General features: G+C 39.6%; 17 protein-coding genes. 1 reads left to right on the top strand and 16 read right to left on the bottom strand.

Annotated elements, in window-relative coordinates:
• The first annotated feature begins 469 nt into the window (after positions 1-469).
• The gene (locus AC0KSB_RS01865; protein WP_472306149.1) at positions 470-2,974 is read left to right on the top strand and encodes a hypothetical protein; all 2,505 of its coding nucleotides are present in this window, start codon (positions 470-472) and stop codon (positions 2,972-2,974) included.
• A 1-nt stretch (position 2,975) separates the two neighbouring features.
• Here the strand turns inward: AC0KSB_RS01865 and AC0KSB_RS01860 are convergent, their stop codons facing one another.
• From AC0KSB_RS01860 to AC0KSB_RS01785, 16 genes are all read right to left on the bottom strand, one after another.
• On the bottom strand, positions 2,976-4,397 hold the full coding sequence (locus tag AC0KSB_RS01860; RefSeq protein ID WP_472306147.1) for a 4Fe-4S dicluster domain-containing protein: 1,422 nt from the start codon (positions 4,395-4,397) through the stop codon (positions 2,976-2,978).
• Between the two features lie 68 nt (positions 4,398-4,465).
• Positions 4,466-5,644, bottom strand: a complete 1,179-nt coding sequence (locus AC0KSB_RS01855; protein ID WP_472306146.1) for a SpoIIE family protein phosphatase — start codon at positions 5,642-5,644, stop codon at positions 4,466-4,468.
• Entirely contained in the window at positions 5,637-7,385 is a 1,749-nt protein-coding gene (locus AC0KSB_RS01850) for a [Fe-Fe] hydrogenase large subunit C-terminal domain-containing protein (RefSeq protein WP_472306144.1), read from the bottom strand. The genes AC0KSB_RS01855 and AC0KSB_RS01850 overlap by 8 nt, the downstream gene beginning before the upstream one ends.
• A gap of 29 nt (positions 7,386-7,414) precedes the next feature.
• The gene (locus AC0KSB_RS01845) at positions 7,415-7,663 is read right to left on the bottom strand and encodes a (2Fe-2S) ferredoxin domain-containing protein (protein ID WP_472306142.1); all 249 of its coding nucleotides are present in this window, start codon (positions 7,661-7,663) and stop codon (positions 7,415-7,417) included.
• A 40-nt stretch (positions 7,664-7,703) separates the two neighbouring features.
• Complete coding sequence (locus AC0KSB_RS01840) at positions 7,704-8,825, bottom strand: aspartate-alanine antiporter-like transporter (protein ID WP_472306140.1); 1,122 nt, start codon at positions 8,823-8,825, stop codon at positions 7,704-7,706.
• Between the two features lie 15 nt (positions 8,826-8,840).
• On the bottom strand, positions 8,841-10,472 hold the full coding sequence (locus AC0KSB_RS01835; protein ID WP_472306138.1) for an FAD-dependent oxidoreductase: 1,632 nt from the start codon (positions 10,470-10,472) through the stop codon (positions 8,841-8,843).
• 21 nt (positions 10,473-10,493) lie between these two features.
• Positions 10,494-11,168: a 4Fe-4S dicluster domain-containing protein gene (locus tag AC0KSB_RS01830; protein ID WP_472306136.1), complete on the bottom strand. Its 675-nt coding sequence runs from the start codon at positions 11,166-11,168 to the stop codon at positions 10,494-10,496.
• Positions 11,169-11,228: 60 nt separating this feature from the next.
• Entirely contained in the window at positions 11,229-12,101 is an 873-nt protein-coding gene (locus tag AC0KSB_RS01825) for an FAD/NAD(P)-binding protein (RefSeq protein ID WP_472306134.1), read from the bottom strand.
• A complete protein-coding gene (locus tag AC0KSB_RS01820; protein WP_472306132.1) occupies positions 12,094-13,170 on the bottom strand; it encodes a 4Fe-4S dicluster domain-containing protein in 1,077 nt (358 codons plus the stop codon). Before AC0KSB_RS01820 ends, AC0KSB_RS01825 begins: the two co-directional genes overlap by 8 nt.
• Positions 13,170-14,105 (bottom strand): 4Fe-4S dicluster domain-containing protein, encoded by a 936-nt coding sequence (locus AC0KSB_RS01815; protein ID WP_472306130.1) that lies wholly within the window; start codon positions 14,103-14,105, stop codon positions 13,170-13,172. The genes AC0KSB_RS01820 and AC0KSB_RS01815 overlap by 1 nt, the downstream gene beginning before the upstream one ends.
• The gene (locus tag AC0KSB_RS01810; protein WP_472306128.1) at positions 14,081-14,533 is read right to left on the bottom strand and encodes a hydrogenase iron-sulfur subunit; all 453 of its coding nucleotides are present in this window, start codon (positions 14,531-14,533) and stop codon (positions 14,081-14,083) included. Before AC0KSB_RS01810 ends, AC0KSB_RS01815 begins: the two co-directional genes overlap by 25 nt.
• Positions 14,524-16,509, bottom strand: a complete 1,986-nt coding sequence (locus AC0KSB_RS01805) for a 4Fe-4S binding protein (RefSeq protein WP_472306126.1) — start codon at positions 16,507-16,509, stop codon at positions 14,524-14,526. The genes AC0KSB_RS01810 and AC0KSB_RS01805 overlap by 10 nt, the downstream gene beginning before the upstream one ends.
• Positions 16,510-16,525: 16 nt before the next feature.
• A complete protein-coding gene (locus AC0KSB_RS01800) occupies positions 16,526-16,918 on the bottom strand; it encodes a 4Fe-4S dicluster domain-containing protein (RefSeq protein WP_472306124.1) in 393 nt (130 codons plus the stop codon).
• 12 nt (positions 16,919-16,930) lie between these two features.
• Positions 16,931-17,719, bottom strand: coding sequence for a CoB--CoM heterodisulfide reductase iron-sulfur subunit B family protein (locus AC0KSB_RS01795; RefSeq protein ID WP_472306122.1), 789 nt, complete (start codon positions 17,717-17,719; stop codon positions 16,931-16,933).
• A 64-nt stretch (positions 17,720-17,783) separates the two neighbouring features.
• Positions 17,784-19,148, bottom strand: coding sequence for a class II fumarate hydratase (gene fumC, locus AC0KSB_RS01790; protein WP_472306120.1), 1,365 nt, complete (start codon positions 19,146-19,148; stop codon positions 17,784-17,786).
• A gap of 70 nt (positions 19,149-19,218) precedes the next feature.
• On the bottom strand, positions 19,219-19,947 hold the full coding sequence (locus AC0KSB_RS01785; RefSeq protein ID WP_472306118.1) for a lactate/malate family dehydrogenase: 729 nt from the start codon (positions 19,945-19,947) through the stop codon (positions 19,219-19,221).
• Positions 19,948-20,082: the final 135 nt, after the last annotated feature.

Below are 20,082 nucleotides of genomic sequence, written 5' to 3'. Positions count from 1 at the left end.
GGTGCAAGCGAGGATTTCAAATCTTATGTTCTTTATGAAGAAGGTTATACATGGATAGGTAAATACTCTAAGAGGTGGAACTGTCCACCAAAAGTGCAGATGATGTTACAGACAATATTAACGACTCTTTTAATCTAAACATCGGTCAGAAAGTTATGACTCTCGGTGAAATAAAAAAAGTTTTTGTAATGGTTAAAAAATGATGCTTTACCGCTACAATTTATGGCAAAATATTAACCCCTAAATGCCCCTTTTTCAAAGGCTTTTAGGGGGTTTTTGTATGATTTTGCTTCCGAAGATAACAATTATACCTTAATTTTTGAAATTTTTTCCAGACTGTTTGAAATTTTTGCCTTTCGGTAGAAAAATTGACCACTCGGTATAAATTAGATCTCAAAGAAAAGAATATTTGTTATTTTATTTCTAATTGTAAAAATCATAAATTACGAATATTACTAGGAGATTGAAAATGACAATAATAAAAACAAGGTCACTTGCTTTCATTTTAATTGCCTGCCTGTTGGCAGTTTATTTTTTGTTAGATCCTTTGGTTTCAGCTGATACTGTTACTATCAGCTCAGAAAATTATGTTGATGGCGGCGATATCAGTAGCACCGGTCTTAATCTAAACGTAAATGCTCCTCTTATAGCTACAAGATATACAGCGGGAAACGGCTACGTAGATTGGGATCCAGATATTGCCACACTTACTCTAAATAATGCAGAAATAAATGTTGTATCAGATGTGGCTGAGGCTATTATCATCTTACCAGAACATGATATTAATATCTCATTAGAAGGCAACAATTCTATCATAAGAACTTATCCTGATGATTATGATTACGACAACGATGATTATACTGAAATTATTCAGCAGGGAGAGTTTTTACAATTTTCTCAAGCGGCTACAGCTCTTGAAGATGTTAAGGATTATTTATTGACGATTGAAGGAACCGGCTCTTTGAATCTTTCTTCAGAATCAGGTCAATCATTGTTTTCAACCGACGGAACCTTCATTATGGAAAATGGTTTTCTCTCAAGTGATGACAATGCCGAAAACCTGCTTGTAGTAGCTCGTTACCTTCAAAAAGGCGGCAGTATTTTTCTCGAAAGTGGTTTTAGCGTACTTGAGAACGCTGAGATATCAAACGGAAGTCTTATAGGTGCAGGAAAGGGCTACTCTGCTTTTGCTTGTTACGGTGATTTAACAATCTCCGGTGGTTTTATAAAATTTGCACCTTCTGCTTTGTCAGCCATAGTAGTCCCTACAGGAGAATTCATACACACAGGTGGAGAACTCTCTGCCTTGATCGCAAATATAGATGTTCAAAAAATGGCTTTTAATTACAGAGTATACGGTGATTTGACATTACTTCAAGCTAAATATGACGGTAGTTTAGATGCAAAGAACAAAACTAACCTAAACTTTGCTGATCATCTTGTTCAAGGAGCGTCTGCAATATTAAATATACCTGCCGATAATTCTCTAACAATACCTGCAGGATCCTTTTTAAAAATGAAACTCCAAGAAGATCAAAACTTGAGCGATTGCTTGATTAATAACGGTAGACTTATTAACAATGGAAAAATAATAATCGAGTTGTCAGATGAAAATCCTGATGACAATCGTATCGAAAATCTGGCAAAAGAAACTGCTGAACTCATTGATCCACAAAGCACAGGTCAGATCATAATTAACGGCGAGATTTTTTCTAACCTCGGTAATAGACTTACTATCTTATCTAATCTTCCGGCTCTTACTCCAGGAGATTATTTTAATGATCCAGGAATAAGTTTCTATTTTGAAGATGGAAATTATATCCTGGATCTGGATAATGTAATTATTGAAGGAGATCTGTCTATTCCTTCAAACATACCTTTTGTCATAAGAAGCAGTTCAACAGCAGTAATTGAAAACATAGTTTTCTCCAATTATTATGCTTGCAATCTTACATTTACAGGTGGCGGAGTTATTTATATTAATAATAGAATCTCTTCTGGATATAATGGCGATATTATGAATGTCAATGATGGCACACAAGTTCATGTTGCAGGCTGGATCAACATTGGCGGTTCAGGTGGTCAGGAAGGCACACTTAATGTTAACGGCAGCGGCACAAGTCTGACTGTGGATCCAACATTTGGCACAGCTATTTATCTGGCTTCGGTAAATGTCTCAGACGGTGCAGAGCTTAATGCATTGGCAGATGACGATAGCACCGGAATATTTGCGAATGGAGACGGAGTAAGTGTTACAAATAATTCAAAGCTCTCTGCTCACTGTAAATATGGTATCTATATAATCGACGGCAGCCTAATAGTCGACGAAACAAGTGAATTAATAACAAATGGCGTATTAGCACCTTTTTGTATAGTTGACAAGACAAACGAAAAAACCGAGGAAGAGTTGATATCTTTGCCATTCATACCTGCCGGTCATACAATTGCCTTTATCACAGGCAACGAACCGGGTTTTGGTTATACATACTGGAGCTTGATACCATTGGCAGGAACGCTTGCAGTTACAGATGAAAATAGTGAACCTGTTAATTTATGGGGTGCATCTACCGATTTACTGTCTTTTGCTTACACACCAACCAATGATGATGATCCTGATCAAGGTGGTAATAATGACGGCGATACTGATAACAACAATCCTGGAACTGATACTGGATCTAACACAGGTGGCAATCCCGGAACTGATAACAATTCACCTTCGACCAATCCTGCTCAAGGAACCGATAACAGCAGCTTACCAGCTGATAATACAAATAACAGCGACTCGTTAAATAGTAATGATTCTGCTAACCCTGAATCGTCTGCTGCTGCAAAAGAAGAGGCGAATAATATGGGAAGTATTCCTAAAACAGGTGAAAACAACACTGCATCTGCATTTGGTATAATACTCCTCTTAACCGCCTGCTGTTTAACAGCAGGCAGACAAGTTAGAAAGAAAAGTTTTTTAACTAATTAAATTACTTAAGAACGCTTATGGCCTCTGTGATGGTTTTTTCATAGGCTTCCCTACCATATTTATCTACCTGTGATTTGTCTTTTGCACCATGCGTCAGACAGCCGGCACCGCCTATGCAGCCACCTTCACAAGCCATACCCTCAATAAAGTTTCCTGCAGACACGTTTTTTGATGCTTTTAACAAAGCCATTCTACAAGCGTCAATACCATCACAAACAACAGGTTTGAACTCAAAGTCCTTTATTTCCTGTTCTTTGATCGCCTGTGCCACCGCATCACTTAAACCGCCGGTGCGGGCAAATATTCTTCCATAATAAGAGGCATTATCAAGTACATCCTCTGGCAATTCACATATGTCTATTTCCGCTCCATCAAATAATGCCTGTAGCTCTTCAAAAGTAATTACACTGTCGATATATGGTTTGACACGTTCCTGCTGAAATTCCATTTTTTTTGCTGTGCATGGACCAATAAAAACAACTCTGGCATTTTCGGAAGATTTCTTAATATAGCTGGCGATAGCAGCCATTGGTGAAAGATTATGCGATATCTTATCTGTAAGCTGTGGAAACTGCTTATGCACATAATCTACGAATGATGGACAACAAGAACTCGTAAGGAAACCTTTTTCTGCCAGTTCCCGGCTTTCTGAAGCTGCTACTATATCGGCGCCTAGTGCAGCCTCTACAACATGATAAAAGCCAAGTTTTTTGATACCACTGATAACCTGCCCCAATTTTGCATATGTAAATTGACTGGAAACAGAAGGAGCTACTACAGCATACACTTTCATCTTTTCTTGTTGACTGCTTTTAAGCAAACTTATCACATCAAGAATATATGATTTATCCATAATAGCACCAAAAGGACACTGATATACACAAGCTCCGCAAGATATGCATTTGTCATTATCTATCGCAGCCGTTTTACTGTCATTCATCGATATCGCCTTAATTTTACAGGCTTTTTCACAAGGTCTTTTATTGTTGGCAATTGCACTAAAAGGGCAAACAACAGCACATCTGCCACATTCTATACATTTTGATTTATCTATATATGCTTTTTGATCATGATCAAAACTGATCGCACCCTTAGCACAAACATCTTCGCAGCGATGAGCAATACAACCTCGGCAAGCTTCGGTTACTTCATATCCACCTACAGGGCACTCATCACAGGCGATATCTATTACCTCTATAACATTAGGGTTATTTATATCTCCACCCATTGCCAACTTTACACGTTCAGATAAAATAGCTCTCTCTTTATAAACACAGCAGCGCATCGAAGGGTTTTTACCTGGAATAATATTTTTGGGTATTTCTGTTATATGATTAAGCAAATCACCCTTCCAGGCATGTTTCACAACCTCGCGCAGAACTTTATATTTTAAATATTGAACCTGTGTATCAAACTTCCTCACAAAGAACTCCCTTCTGTTTAACGAAAAATACTTTGCCTGATATTTAAATTACTGTATGGCAGCCCTTCTCAGAAATAACTCAATTTTATGTTTTTACCCATTTTCCTAAGACAGGTTGCCAATTCATCTACGAGTCTCATTTTGATATTAAAATTTATAGGCAGATCAGGATTTTGATGTGCCGGATTGATGGCTTTGCCCACATAAAAATTTATATCTGTAGCTTCTTCAAAAAGTAATCTTGTAATTTGGGAAGCACCATCTTTTTTAAATGACCATTCAGTATATGCTTCATTATCTGCCAGATAATTCTGAGCATAGCTTAAAACTTTATTTATAGTTATTACACCTTCGGTTACAAGATCTACACCTTCTATTCTGGCAATAGGAGGTATTTCCGGATCTGGAAACTCTAGTAGGGGAACTAATTTTTTGCCAAGAAAATCTGAGGCTATCATGGATGTGGTTCCACCACAAACTATGTGTTTACCCTCTTTAGAAAAAAACAGCGACATCATTTTGGAACAATCTTTTGGATTTGCCGGCGGTCCGATAACAAGACTCATCGGCTCTCTTTTGCGTATTTTTACTACACAGATGGTGGTATCATCGCCTGGTTGACCGCCATAAAGTTCATTACATTTATCCAGCAATATTGTTGATAAGGTTTTTGCCGTATATCCTATATCATAAAAGGTCTCAGCAAAGTCTATGATGTTTTCTCTCTGCCAGCCAAAATTAAGGGTCTTACCAACACCCGCATGTATGGCTCCATCACTCATTGCTATAAAAACATCGTTTTCCTGCAGCAGTACATGTGATTTATAAATTTCCTTACCACCAATACGAACCATGGTTGCAGGCAATTCAAGAAACTTTCCGTTTCTAAGCAAGATAACATGTGGATTGTCGTATTGTATTATTTCCGCTTCTTCATTATCTATCAAATGAATTATGCTGAAAGTTGAATATGCTACCCCTCTTACCGCACATACAGGCAGAGTATCAGCAATTGTTGCTACACAATCTTCTATATCCAAACCTTCGGCCATCATGGTAGATATTATTTTTGATGTCAAAGTCGAGAGAATATTGGCTTTAACACCACTACCCAAACCATCTGCCAGAACTACTACTTTTGATCTAGGATTATCTGTTTGTTCTACTACATCCACATGATCGCCGCACAATAACTCGCCATATTTATTAAGGCTGCGATAACCAATATCAGTACACAGATTATTCATCTGAAATAGACTCCTTTAGTTTGGCAAGAGCAATTTTAGTTTCAGCTGTAGTTTCTCCAAGCAAAGAAGCTATCTCCTGGACAACACGCATCTGCTTCTCAATGACTTTGTCAGCTATTTCAGTTGTCTGGTGCCGTATAGATTCTTTCTTTTCCCTTTCTTTTTCTTCATCTGTAACATCATGCATTATACAAATCACCAGATTAAATTCGCGGTCAAGTATTATGCTCTTTTCAACATATTTTTTGTATTCGGCTAAATAAGTTCGCCTGCCATGGATATTTTGTCTTGTTTGCAGCACATCCATAAACGGTTTAGGATCCATTATTCTGACAACCTGATCCCCAAGCACATCATCTGGACTCCTCAGATTCATTATCCTGCAGGCAGCCTTGTTAATCTGCTGAACCTGATAATTCTCATCTACTACAATTATCCCATTCGGCGTATTATTAATAATATTATCTGAAAAGCTCTCTGCTTTTTCCTTTAGAAAAGGCAAACACATGCTCAGATCAGCTTTGCCTTGATAAACTGCTATTGCCTTTTTACGACATGTATCATAACCGCAGGTACCGCAGTTAAGTTCATGCTCTGGTTTTGTTTTACCAATTTGTTTGAGAATAGCTTTTATTTCAATATCATCGGGGGTTCTGTGGTCTAATTTCTGTACACTATAATTTGCCTTTAGCAATTCAGTTGGCAGCATTTCAACAGGAAAATCCTGATAGCCTGCACCTGCTGCAACCTGACTATAATTTTGCACCGGACGATGGAAATTTCTACTCATGACAGGTCCGCCTACACAGCTGCCTGAACAAGCTGACATCTCTATAAAACAAGACTTAATACTGCCAGCTATTATCTCCTGCAGAGCGGATAAGCAATTTTCCATACCATCTATAGCCAGATAGCTAAAGTCTTCATATTGGCAATTCATGCTTTTAATAATGCCGCCACTGGTAGGGAAAAATCTTGTTTTCCCACTTTTGTCTCTATCCGGCCATAAAACAGCAGACTTTTCAGAAACTTTGTCCCTAATAAGTTCTTGTTGTATTTTCTCATTATTTTCTATTTTAATGTTTTCTTCTTCGAGCCATTGATCGAGCTCTTCAAAAGTAAGCACACAATCAGTAGCTTTTGAGATTTGTTCAGCCTCGTCTTTTTTTGATATACAAGGACCAATAAATACAGTCTTTGCATCAGGATATCTTTTTTTAATATCAAGACAATGTGCCTGCATAGGAGTAATTACATCAGCCAGCCAGGGCAAAGCCTCTGGATAATGTTTTTGTATAAGCAGATTAACCGTATGACAGCATGAAGAAATAACTATATCCTGCTGCTTTGAAGATATTATTTTTTCATATTCGCTTTTTACTATGGTTGCTCCTATTGCCGTTTCCTCAACAGAAAAAAAGCCCAGCTTTCGCAGTACCTTTTCAAATTCATATATATCTGTATTGGGGAAATTAGCGGCAAAAGAAGGAGCAATACTGGCAATTACTCTGGCGCCGGAACCAATTAGTTCTTTTGCCAGAGCAAGATCATTTCTGATTTTTTTAGCATTTTGCGGGCATACTACGAAACATTGTCCGCAAAGAATACATTCTTGATTCACGATGTGTGCCTGATGATCCGAAAAACGAATAGATCCTACAGGACAGTTTCTGATACATTTATGACAGTTTTTACAATTAGATTTTTTCAGTTTAAGAATAGCTGAGGAGATATTTAACATTTTACTCGCCTTCTATCTTTTAAAATTATTTATTCTTTTTGCACTTTCGGCAAAAGTTGATTTTCAAAAAAAGCTTCCGTACTTTCAGGAGTTAAGGAAAAAGGCTGATCATCAAGAGTGACACTAACCCCTTTTTCACAATTTCCCATACAGAATGTCCCGCTTAATTCTATTTTCTCTTCTAGTTTATTAACAGAAATCATCTGCTGTAGTTGCTCGACAACCTGTCTGGAACCTTTGAGATGGCATGAACTACCTATACATACTGTAATTTTCATAAGTACGCTCCTCTTAATATCCTTCTTATGTGATTGTTTATTAAAAAATTATCGCCATAAACTGAGCGGAAAGCACTACCAGCACAAGAGCAATTGGATATGTAGCAGCGTAAGCTGTAGCAATGTCACTTGTTCCTGTTACACTGATCAAAGTTCCAAGTGCCGGCGTGCTAGTTATACCACCGCAGATAGAACCCAAATTATTAAACAAGTTAAGCTTTAAGACTTTGCTGGCAAAAAAGTATCCGGCAAGTAAAGGAAGCATTGTTATTACCGCACCATATACAAATAACATCGCACCATGCTCAGCAAGGACAGCTACAAAACCACGACCACCATTAGTACCGGCGGCTATAAGAAATAAAACCAATCCGAACTCGCGGAAAACTTCTAGAACATTTTTTTTGACCTGCAGATTTATTCTGCCAATATGAGCAAAATGTCCAAATACCAAACCTGATATTAGAGGCCCTCCTGAAGTACCCAGAGCAAAACTTGCTCCTCCGGGAAGAGGAATAGATACACGTCCAATTAATACACCCAGAACAACAGCAGCACTGAAAGCCATCATTCCCATAGGATCACAATTGATCAGCTTTTTGCTATAAGGTTTTATTTCAACCAAATTGGCTGACTCGAATTTACTTCTCTCATCAGCCATATTAACTTTAAGTATTTTGGGTATAACCTGAACAAACATAACCACACCGATGACGCCAAAAGGATAAGCTACACCGTATCCTACTGCCACCATTTGGGATTCTGCTGCAGTCACGGCTTCCGTGGCTGCAGCCAGAGCTGGGGTGCTGGTCAGGGCACCGGCAAAAAGACCGGTCGCCAATGCTGATGGAACACCGCCTAGGGTAATGACAGCAATACAAGCTGCAGTTCCGGCCAGTACTACTATCGCCCCTAGCAGTACATATGATGAGGCATTTTTCCTGAGATTACGGAAAAATTTTGGGCCGGCAATAAACCCAACAGATGTTACAAACAAAGCAATTCCCAGACCATTCACAAAGGCAGGTACTTCAGCTCCAAAATGACCGAAGATCAGAGCTACAAGCAAAACGCCTGCTGTTCCCAGTTCTATCCCTTTTATTTTAATGCTGCCTACAAGATAGCCAACAGCAGCAATTAGGAAAACAAATATCAGCTCCACTATGATGCCCCCTGCTTAATCATCTTCTCTGCCATGAGTATAAGTTGGCAGAAGCAATGGAGAAACCATATCACTTTTTATCCCTGCCTGTTCCAGCTCTGCAGCAAATTTATTAACATGACTTAATGTCAAACGTCCTGGATTTGCAGATTTACATTTTTGAGCTGCATTCCTGCCGGCATTTCTACCAAAAACGATAATATCTAGCAAGGAATTGCCCATTAATCTGTTTCTTCCATGTATGCCACCAACAGCTTCTCCTGCTACAAAGAGATTGTCTATGTCTGTCAAACCATCTGCATTAATTTTCAGACCGCCATTTTGATAATGGAGAGTAGGATAAACAAGAATCGGCACTTTGCGAATATCTATATCATATTTACCGAACATTCTCATCATACCTGGTATTCTGGCTTCGATAGTTCCTTCACCATGTATAGCTTCTATCATTGGTGTATCAAGCCATACACCTTCACCCTCGCCTGTAGAAATACCTTTCTTATTTGTGCGGCATTCCCTGATAATTGAAGCAGCAGAAACATCTCGTGTTTCCAGAGGATTCATGAAAGCTGTTCCATCTCTATTAACCAGCTGTGCTCCCAGAGATCGTACTTTTTCCGTAACAAGAGCACCGAATATCTGTGAAGGATAAGCAACACCTGTTGGATGATACTGTAAAGTATCAGCATAAAGTAGCGCAGCTCCTGCTCTGTAGCCTAAAATCAGACCATCAGCTGTAGCCCCATAATGATTTGATGTCGGGAAATTCTGATAATGCAATCTCCCCGCTCCACCAGTGGCTATAACTACTGTTTTGGCTCTTGCGATCAATATTTCCTGTGTTTCCAGATTCATCAGAACGGCTCCGGCTGCATTACCGTTTTCATCTAATATTAATTCTATAGCAGCTGTAAAATCAACGATCGGGATCTGGCGGTTTTGAACTTCATCACGCAAAACACGCATAATTTCAGCACCGGAATAATCTTTGGCAGCATGCATTCTCTTACGTGATGTACCACCACCATGTGTTGTGATCATATTGCCTTGCTCATCTTTATCGAACATCACACCAAGATCATTAAGCCATTTTACACAATCCGGACCTTCTGTAACCAGTTTATAAAGCAGCTCTGGTTTATTAGTATAGTGACCACCACCAAGAGCATCCAGATAATGTGTTGCCGGAGAATCATTTTCCTTGTCGGCAGCCTGTATGCCACCTTCTGCCATCATTGTATTGGCATCGCCCATACGCAGTTTTGTCACTATCATAACATCTGCGCCGCCTTCATTTGCCTCAATAGCAGCAGATGCTCCTGAGCCGCCTCCGCCAATGATCAAAACTTCTACATCATAGTCTGGTTCAATCAATTCGGCTTCAAACTGTTCTAGATTTTCCAGACCTTTCATCTGTGCAAGACGACTGTTTGCTTGCAATAAAGCAGCAAGCTCATGCGGTACCTTTTCACCTTTATTAGGACCAACCTGCAGGTTGGCAAAGCCATCTTCTACAAAATCAGGGTGATATTCCTTAAGCAGATTTTCTTTCTCTTCAGCAGTCATTCTGCGTAAATTAGCACTGATACGCTCCTGTCTGCTTGCTTCTACTTTTTTGATTGAGTCCATCATCTCTTTCGAAAACATCGTATATATCCTCCAGGTTGCTTATTTCTCAATTTCTCTATTGTTGTAGAGTTCCTTCATTTCATCAATTGATTTTTGCATAATCGCTTCCATAGCAGCTTTGAAATCACCATTATTGATCTCACTGACTCTTTTGGAAAGATGTTCTGCTTCAGGTGCTATATATTTACCTGTCAGCCTTCTTGCAAGCAGAGCAACCTGTGGATGTGAGATTCCTGCCGGACAACGTGATGAACAAACACCGCACATTACACAATCAAAAGATTCCTCAGCACATTTATCATATTCGCCACGCTGAGCATATGCAATATATTGCATAACATCCAGTTCCTGTGTACAGCTTTTGGTACAGGCATTACAACCAATACATTTGTATATTTCAGGATAAAGCTGCATCATGATCTGTTCAGTAGGTTTAATTTCTTCTATATTATAATTTTGTTTAACCAAAGGGAAGAAAGGCATAGTTGCCAGATACATATCATCTTCAACTTGCTTTTGACAAGCCAGACATACCTGCAATTGCGTATTTCCCTTTATTCTGTATATAGTTGCACAAGCTCCACAAAAACCATTACGGCAACCACAACCTCTTACCAGCTGATAGCCGGCATATTCCATAGCTCCCATTATAGTAAGCTCAGCGGGCACAGAATATTTCTTGCCCATTATAAATACATTTACCATGTCTCTCATTATATAGACCTCCAAATCTCAGGTACCGGCAATTCACAATGCCGGGAAAACTGCTTTACATTAATATTCTGCCGGTAATTCATCCAGCTCGTCACAGCGGAATACAGGGCCGTCTTTGCAAACATATTTCGAACCTATATTACAACGTCCACATTTACCTACACCACATTTCATTTTTAATTCCATTGTGGTATAAACCTGTGTTTTTTCAAATCCAATCTCCTGCAAAGCACCAAGTGTAAATTTGATCATAATCGGCGGACCACAGACAAGGGCGGTCTTATTGACATCAAAACCCAGTTCTTTTACATAATTTGGAACAAAGCCAACATGCCCATCCCAGCCTTCCTGTTGATTATCTATAGTCAGATGAACATTAACATTTTCGAGATTACTCCAGACATTTTTTAATTCGTCTATATCTACAAGATCATCTGCCGATCTAGCACCATATACGATATCAATGCTGCCATAATTTTGCCTGTTGTCAATGCAATAATTGATAACAGAACGTAAAGGAGCAAGACCGATACCACCTGCAATAAATAACAGATCTTTATTTTTGAGAGTAGTTTCAACAGGAAAACCATTGCCATAAGGACCACGAATTGTTACCTGTTGCTCTGTCTCTATCTGATGCAGCCAGTCAGTCAAAGTACCACATTTCTTTATGCTAAATTCCATATATTCTGTATTTGTAGGTGAAGAGGTAATAGAAAACATAGCCTCACCAATAGCAGGAATTGAAAGCATGGCACATTGTCCCGGCACATAATCAAAACAAACTCCACCATCCGGAGCAGTTACACGGAAAGTCTTAACATCTGGCGTGTCTATACGTACATCAGTTACAATTCCAATTAAAGGAATCAAAGATTCTGCTGTATGTCCGGCAGACTCATGCACCTCTTGGTGGCAATCACAATTACACATTTTCCGCACCTCCCAGAGTTTTTATGACTTTTACGATATTCATTGAGCTTGGGCACTTGGTTAAACATCTTCCACAGCCTACACAGGAATATTCGCCATCGTTATTTGCAGGGAAATAAACCAGTTTATGCATAAAGCGTTGACGGAATCTCTCAATCTGGCTGGTACGAGGATTGCCATGAGCCATTGTAACAAAGTCGGAATACATGCATGAATCCCAGCAACGGTACCTTTGTACACCATTACCGGTATCATAATCGCGAATATCATAGCACTGGCAGGTAGGGCAGATAAAGGTACATGTGCCGCAACCGATACAAGCCTGCGATAAATCCTGCCATTTAGGTGATTCGAAAATTTCTTTTAATGCTTCTGGCTTAAATTTATTTAAGCTCAAATCACTAAATGGAAGCTGATCTATTATTTCTCTGATCTGCTTTTTATGTGCTGTCAGTACATCCGGCTCTGCCGTTTCTTTATCAGAATCACTCTGATCAGTTTCAAACAGAGACTTTGCTTTTTGTGTCAGATTTTCACCTTTTTCAGTAAGAGGATGCCAATACAAAATGTCTTTAGCTATCCATGTTTCCACATCGGCACCTGGTTCTGCAGCATCTATATCAAAAGCCTTACAAAAGCAAGTTTCTTCTGGCTCATTACAGCCTAAAGTAATTACCGTTCCCTGCTTTCTGCGTGCAGCGTAATATGTGTCAACCGGATCACTTAAAAATACCAGATCAAGAATTTCAAAACTTTTGGCATCACAAGCACGGACACCAAATACTACAAAAGGATCGATCTGCTCTCTGTTCTCTATAATATCTATTTTTTTACCTTTGTTTTTAAATGCAACGAGATTTTCGCTTTGCGGAAAAAACAAGTCCTTTGCCGATTTAACAGTGTTTAAAACATCTAATCTAATCTGATCTTGTGTTGTTTCCTGTGTTTTTTGAGCAAACTGAACTTTCCCGTTTTTTTCAAGCGGCAGATAAAGCTCTTGCTCTGCGGATATTAGATCGAAGAGCTTATTTATGCTTGACATCGGCATTTTATAAAATTGATTCTGCATTATTTATCGCCCCCTCTTTCTTTTACAATATCCGGTTCGGCATCATTATAATCAAAGCTGGTCAAAGGACCCTTGCTTTCGGTATCTTCTCCCGCCTGATATTCTCCATAAAGCTCATTGGTATCCTTAATAACCTTACGATTAAGAAGGTGTAGGGGAATTCCCTGTGGACATACGCGTGAACATTCACCGCAGTCCGTGCATCTACCTGCTACATGGAAAGCACGAATTATGTGGAAAAGATTTTCTTCAAAGCTATCTGAATTTGCTTTGCTGGCTATACCCGAATGTACATTATCGAAGACGCACTGTTCACATGTACATGCAGGGCAGGCGTTACGACAGGCATTGCATCTAATGCATTTAGAAAGTTCACTGCGCCAGAACTCATATCTTTGTTCTGATGTCATTTTTTCCAGCTCTTCTACACCGGCAAAACGGTTGACATCAATTCTATCTTTGCAGGTCTGACATTTATCCAGCAGAACATCTTCTTTGCTGCAAGTCTTACTGCCATACATAGTTTCTACCTTCAACAGATCGCCGTCTTCAACAATACTTTTAATGCCTTTGATTCCTTTTAGTTTGATTTTATCAATATCTATCATGCCGCTGCATTCTAAATCAACTGGATAAATGTTTTCAACATTCACTCTATGTTCTTTTACCAGCTGATTGAAACTGTATTTATCGCAAGGCTTTAGCAATACAGCTATTTTTCCTTCTTTTTTACTCTCTTTAACCAGAAACTTACTTAAATTACTGCCGCAGAAATGATCATATACAAAACGATCCAGTTCAGCAACGGAAGAAAATACTGCCGGAGTATGGTCATAGAAAAATTCACCGGTTTCCCAACCCAACAGTCTATCTGCCTGTTTAGATTCAAGTATATGCTCTGCTATTTCTTTTATTGATCTATTATCGTTTTGCATCTCATATCCCCCAGCTTCTTGTTCTCTCCCAGCTCATGTATTTTTTTGGAAAAATCATTCATAACGGTAGAGAATTTTACACCTTCCGCAGCTGATATCCAGTCTACTCTGGTTCTTTCTTTCTCTATACCAAGATAATCCAACATACTGAACAGTACGGTCATACGACGACGGGCATAGTAATTACCTGTTGTATAATGACAATCCCCAGGATGACATCCTGCAATTATGACCCCATCCGCACCACGTTGAAATGCACGAAGGACAAACATAGGGTTAACCCGGCAGGAACAAGGCACACGGATTACTTTAACCTCGGCAGGATATGCCAGACGGCTTGTGCCTGCAAGATCTGCTCCGGCATAACTGCACCAGTTGCAGCAAAATGCAACGATAAGAGGTTTAAACTCTTTATTTTCTATCGACATATCGCATCTACCTCCGCCATTATCTGCTTATTTGTAAAGCCTTTGAGATCCATCGCTCCTGACGGACAGACAACTGTACAGGCTCCGCAGCCTTGACATACAGCTTCATTTACCAGAGCAAGGCGACGTGTCTCATTTTTGCCGTTTATACGAAGCTCTTTTTCTATATAATCAATAGCACCGTAAGGGCAAACATGCTGACAATTTGAGCAGCCATTACATAACATCTCATTAGACATTGCAACGCATGGATTGCTCAGCAGTTTATCTTTAGATAGCAGACCGATTACTTTTACAGCTGCTGCAGAGGCCTGGGAAACTGTCTCAGGAATGTCTTTGGGACCCTGGCAGACACCGGAGAGGAAAACACCTGCCGTAGGGCTTTCTACCGGACGCAGTTTGGGATGCGCTTCGGTAAAGAAGTTATTAGTATCGATACTTGCAGTCAACATGGTAGCAAGACCTTTTGCAGTCTGATCCGGCTCAATAGCGGTTGCCAGAACTACCATATCAGCTTCAATGAAAACCTGCTCGTCAGCAATCAAATCCGATCCCTGAACCAGAAGTTTATCATTTACGGGAGCAACTTTCCCGACCATTCCTTTTATATAATTCACGCCGTAGTCCTCTGCAGCGCGTCTGTAAAACTCGTCAAAATTTTTGCCTGGTGTTCTAACATCAATATAAAATACATGGACATCTACATCAGGATATTTTTCTCTAATAAGCATGGTATGTTTAGCGGTATACATACAACAGATTTTTGAACAATAGGTTTTTCCACAGCCACTTGTATCTCTTGAACCGACGCACTGAACAAAGACCATTGACTTAGGAGGCTTTTTGTCAGAAGGTCTAAGCAATTTGCCACCTGTCGGGCCGGCTGCATTCATTAATCTTTCAAGCTCAAGTGATGTGATTACATCAGGGCTTTGTGAGTACTGGAATTCATCAAATTTCTCAAGAGAAATTGTGTTGAATCCTGTAGCTAAAACCACAGCACCATATTTCTTTTCGATAATCTCATCTTTTTGTTCAAAGTCAATTGCGTCTGCCGGACATACTTTTGCACACAATCCACATTTTCCGGTTTTAAATTTTATACACTGTTCTTGATCAATGACCGGAACATTTGGAATTGCCTGGGCAAAAGGAATATATATGGCACCGCGATTGTTAAGACCCATATTAAATTCGTTTTTGGCCTTTTTAGACGGACATTTTTCTGTACAAATGCCACAGCCGCTGCATATGTCTGTTTTTACGCAACGAGCCTTCTGCCTTATCTTAACGCTAAAATTACCTACAAATCCCGAGACTTCATCTACTTCGCTGTAGGTATACATCTTAATGTTTTCATGTTGTGCTGCATCCACCATTTTAGGAGTCAGGATACAGGCCGCACAGTCCAGAGTAGGAAAAGTTTTGTCCAACTGCGCCATTTTGCCACCTATGGTCGGCTGCTTTTCAACAATATCAACTTCATAACCAGCCTCGGCTATATCAAGAGCTGACTGAATACCTGCAATCCCTCCACCGATAACAAGTGCTCTTTTTACAACATCACTTTTACCTGGTGTCAGTGGAGCATTCAGATTGACCTTAGCAACAGCGGTTCTTGCCAGGATAACAGCTTTCGCGGTTGCTTCAGCTTTATCTTTATGTATCCAGGAGCATTGCTCACGGATATTGGCAATTTCTACCATATAGGGGTTAATCCCCACAGCTTTGGCAGCATTTCTAAATGTAGATTCATGCATTCTCGGTGAACAGGCACATACAACTATTCCTGTAAGTCCATGTTCCTTGATTGCATTTTTTAATATATTCTGACCAGCTTCCGAACACATGTATTGGTAGTCTGTAGAAAGAACTACACCTGGTTCAGATTTCATAGCTTCCACTACTGTTTCTATATCAACTGTTGCAGCTATATTAGTGCCACACCAGCATACGAATACGCCTATCTTCTGCAATTTGTCTCACCTCTTCTTATTTACTATATTTTCGGAAGGCACTTGTTATTGCCTGCTGTGGCAGCTTACTGTCAAGCAATTCAGGAATCTCATCCGCTGACAGATAATTTGCATTCTGCTTACGGATTACAGATAATCTAACCGCTTCGATAATATTTGCGGGCTCAACACCGCGCGGACAGCGTTCTACACAGGCAAAACAGGACAAACATTTCCAGATAGATTGCGATTCGAGAAGTTTGCTTACTTCACCCTTTTCAACCAATGAAACAAATTTATGTGGACTTATATCCATCTCTTCAAAGGCCGGACAGGTGGCTGTGCATTTACCGCATTTCATACAATGTCTGGGATTTACTCCGCTGACACGTCTGATAAATTCAGCCTGAGTTTTTTGATTTTGATGCATGCTTTTGCCTCCTTATACGTCCAATGCCTGAGCAAGCAGCTCGGTGAAATAATAAATCGGCAGTCTGGTATTTTTTTCATCATTTGCATTAATATCTATGTTGTATAGACACAGAGGACATGCTGTAATCAGCATATCTGCTTCTTTTGCCAAAGCCGAACTTATAACTTTTTCACATTTTTTGCTTGCAGACTCTTTATCTTCGATCGTAATATATCCTCCACAGCATTCATTACGGTATGGATATATCACCGGCTCAGCGCCTATAGCTCTGATAAAATCTTCCATTATTTTAGGATTTTCCGGATTATCAAAGGCCATTACTTTGCCTGGACGAAGTAAGAGGCAGCCATAATAAGCACCTATTTTTTTGCCGGTTAACGGCTTTTTGACCATTTTTTTCAAACGATCAAAGCCAACTGTATCTCTGAGCATTTCAAGGTAGTGAACTACCTTTGTTTCGCCATTATATACAGTTTCCGGCTCCATATAATTGTTTGCTTTATTGCGAATTTCTTCATCAGTCAATATATCATTATTGACTCTTTTCATTACATGATGACAGGCTGAACATAATGTCAGCAGGTCACGTTCATTGTCTCTGGCTGCGGCTAAAGCTCTGACCGAAGACAATTTGGGTGCAATTTCATCCTTTCCCATAGGATAAACAGCACCGCAACACTGCCAGTCTTTCAGCTCCCGCATTTCAATGCCCAGAGCTTCTGCCGACAAGCGAGCATAATTGTCCAGATCTTTGGCTTTTGTTTTTAATGTACAGCCTGGATAATAATCAAAAATCATAGAACCTCTCCCTAGAATTCCCGAATTTTTATATAAAGCCGTCAAACGGCAGATAATCTTTTAATCAGACCATTTCCTCCGGTTTGAAAACTTCATCGAATTTTTCTGCCGTTAGGAAGCCCAGCATTACACAAGCTTCTTTGAGTGAAATATTTTCTTTGTGAGCTTTTTTTACTGTCTTGGCAGCATTGTCATAACCTATATAAGGATTCAACGCTGTAACCAGCATAAGAGAATTGTGAAGATTACTCTTCATTTTTTCTCTGTCAGCGACGATGCCGGCAACACAATTATCATGGAATGACTTGAGGCCGGTTGCCAGCAAACGTACTGACTGGAGGAAATTGTATATACCTACAGGCATGTATACGTTTAATTCAAAATTACCTTGTGAAGCGGCTATGCCTACAGCTACATCGTTAGCCATTACCTGAACCGCAACCATTGTTATTGCTTCACACTGTGTCGGGTTGACCTTACCAGGCATAATTGAACTTCCTGGTTCATTTTCCGGAATGAAAATCTCTCCCAGTCCACAACGAGGCCCACTGGCCAACCAGCGAATATCATTAGCTATTTTCATCAAATTCGCAGCAAGAGCTTTTAAAGCACCATGGGCAAAGACAAGCTCATCCTTGGCGGTAAGTGAATGAAATTTGTTTTCAGCAGTTATAAATTCCCGGCCGGTTATTTCTGAAACAGCTTTGGCAACCTCTTCACCAAATTCCTTAGGAGCATTTAAGCCTGTACCTACAGCTGTCCCGCCCAAAGCAAGCTCTTTTAATCCTGGCAATGCAAGCTTGAGCATTTCTTTTGCTTTTTCCATCATATTGCGCCAACCGCTGATTTCTTGAGAAAATTTGATAGGTGTCGCATCCTGAAGATGTGTTCTCCCACTCTTTACAACGTCTTCATTCTCTTTTTCCAGACGTTTCAGGGTGTCAATGAACTGATCTATCACAGGCAGCAGGTCATCTTCAATCGTAATAACAGCAGCTATATGCATTGCTGTCGGGAAGGTATCGTTAGAACTTTGTGACATATTAATATGATCATTTGGATGGAGCAGCTTTTTACCAGCTATTTCATTACCACGATTAGCTATAACTTCATTAGCATTCATATTTGACTGCGTACCACTTCCTGTCTGCCATACAACCAGAGGGAAATGATCATTTAACTTACCGGAGATAACCTCATCACAAGCTTTTGCAATTATATCTTTCTTTTCTACATCCATTTTACCTAGATTGAAATTTGCAACTGCGGCTGCTTTTTTTAGCATGCCGAATGCCTGTGTGATTTCACGAGGCATTATTTCTCCGCCTATTTGGAAGTTCAGCAAACTGCGCTGTGTCTGAGCGGCCCAGTAACGATCTGCAGGCACCTGCATTTCTCCCATTGAATCACTTTCTGTACGATACTGCATATACAATTTCCTCCCCTTATTTCTGCATTAAACACTTGCTATCCAGTGCCTAAGCTCTTCTATATTGAAATTAAATATTAAGACTATTTATAACACCTTTTAAAGCATCTGCACTCTTATGAAGTTTAATTTGCTCTTCATCTGTGAGAGGTGTAAGAATTCTACCAGAAACTCCGCCCTTACCGATAGTGGATAATGTACTTAGGCAAACATCTTCTATTCCATATTCACCTTTCATCATTGTGGATACTGTAAGTGATGTCTCAATGCTGTTGAAAAGGCATTTGCAAATATGGCAAACAGAAATCGAAACAGCATAATAAGTTGCGCCTTTGCGGTCTATAATTTTGGCACCTGATTTACGCATGTATTCTTCAACTTCTTCATAATTAAGCTTTGGAATCATTCTGTCAGATTCAAGACATTCATGGTATTTATCAATATCAATACTTGATATGTTTGCCAATGACCAAGGCACAAAAGATGTATCTCCGTGCTCACCAAAAACATAAGCATGTACATTCTTCTGACTTATTTTGTAGTACTCAGACAATCTTGCCCTTAACCTTGCAGTATCAAGAATTGTTCCAGATCCTATAATCTGTCCTTCGGGTAATCCTGAAACTTTATGGAATACATAGGTTAGAATATCAACAGGATTGCTGACAACTACATATACGGCATCCGGTGCAGATAAAGTCCGTATACTTGGTGTAAATTGAGAAATAAAAAAGAGCCACGAGCTCGCTTTCGGTATAATAGGTTTTGCGAAACTAACAACTGAAAGGAATGAGATCATGGCTCAAGTACATCTTACACTGGAAGACGAAATTCTTAAAGACCTTATGCTTGGAAATCGGGAGAACGGGGTGGCGAAATTACTGGAAAAAGTATTTGATGCGGTGCTGCGAGGACAGGCCAGCGAACAATTGAA

This window comes from Ercella succinigenes, assembly GCF_900002895.1.
This window is presented reverse-complemented; position numbering and strand designations above follow the sequence as displayed.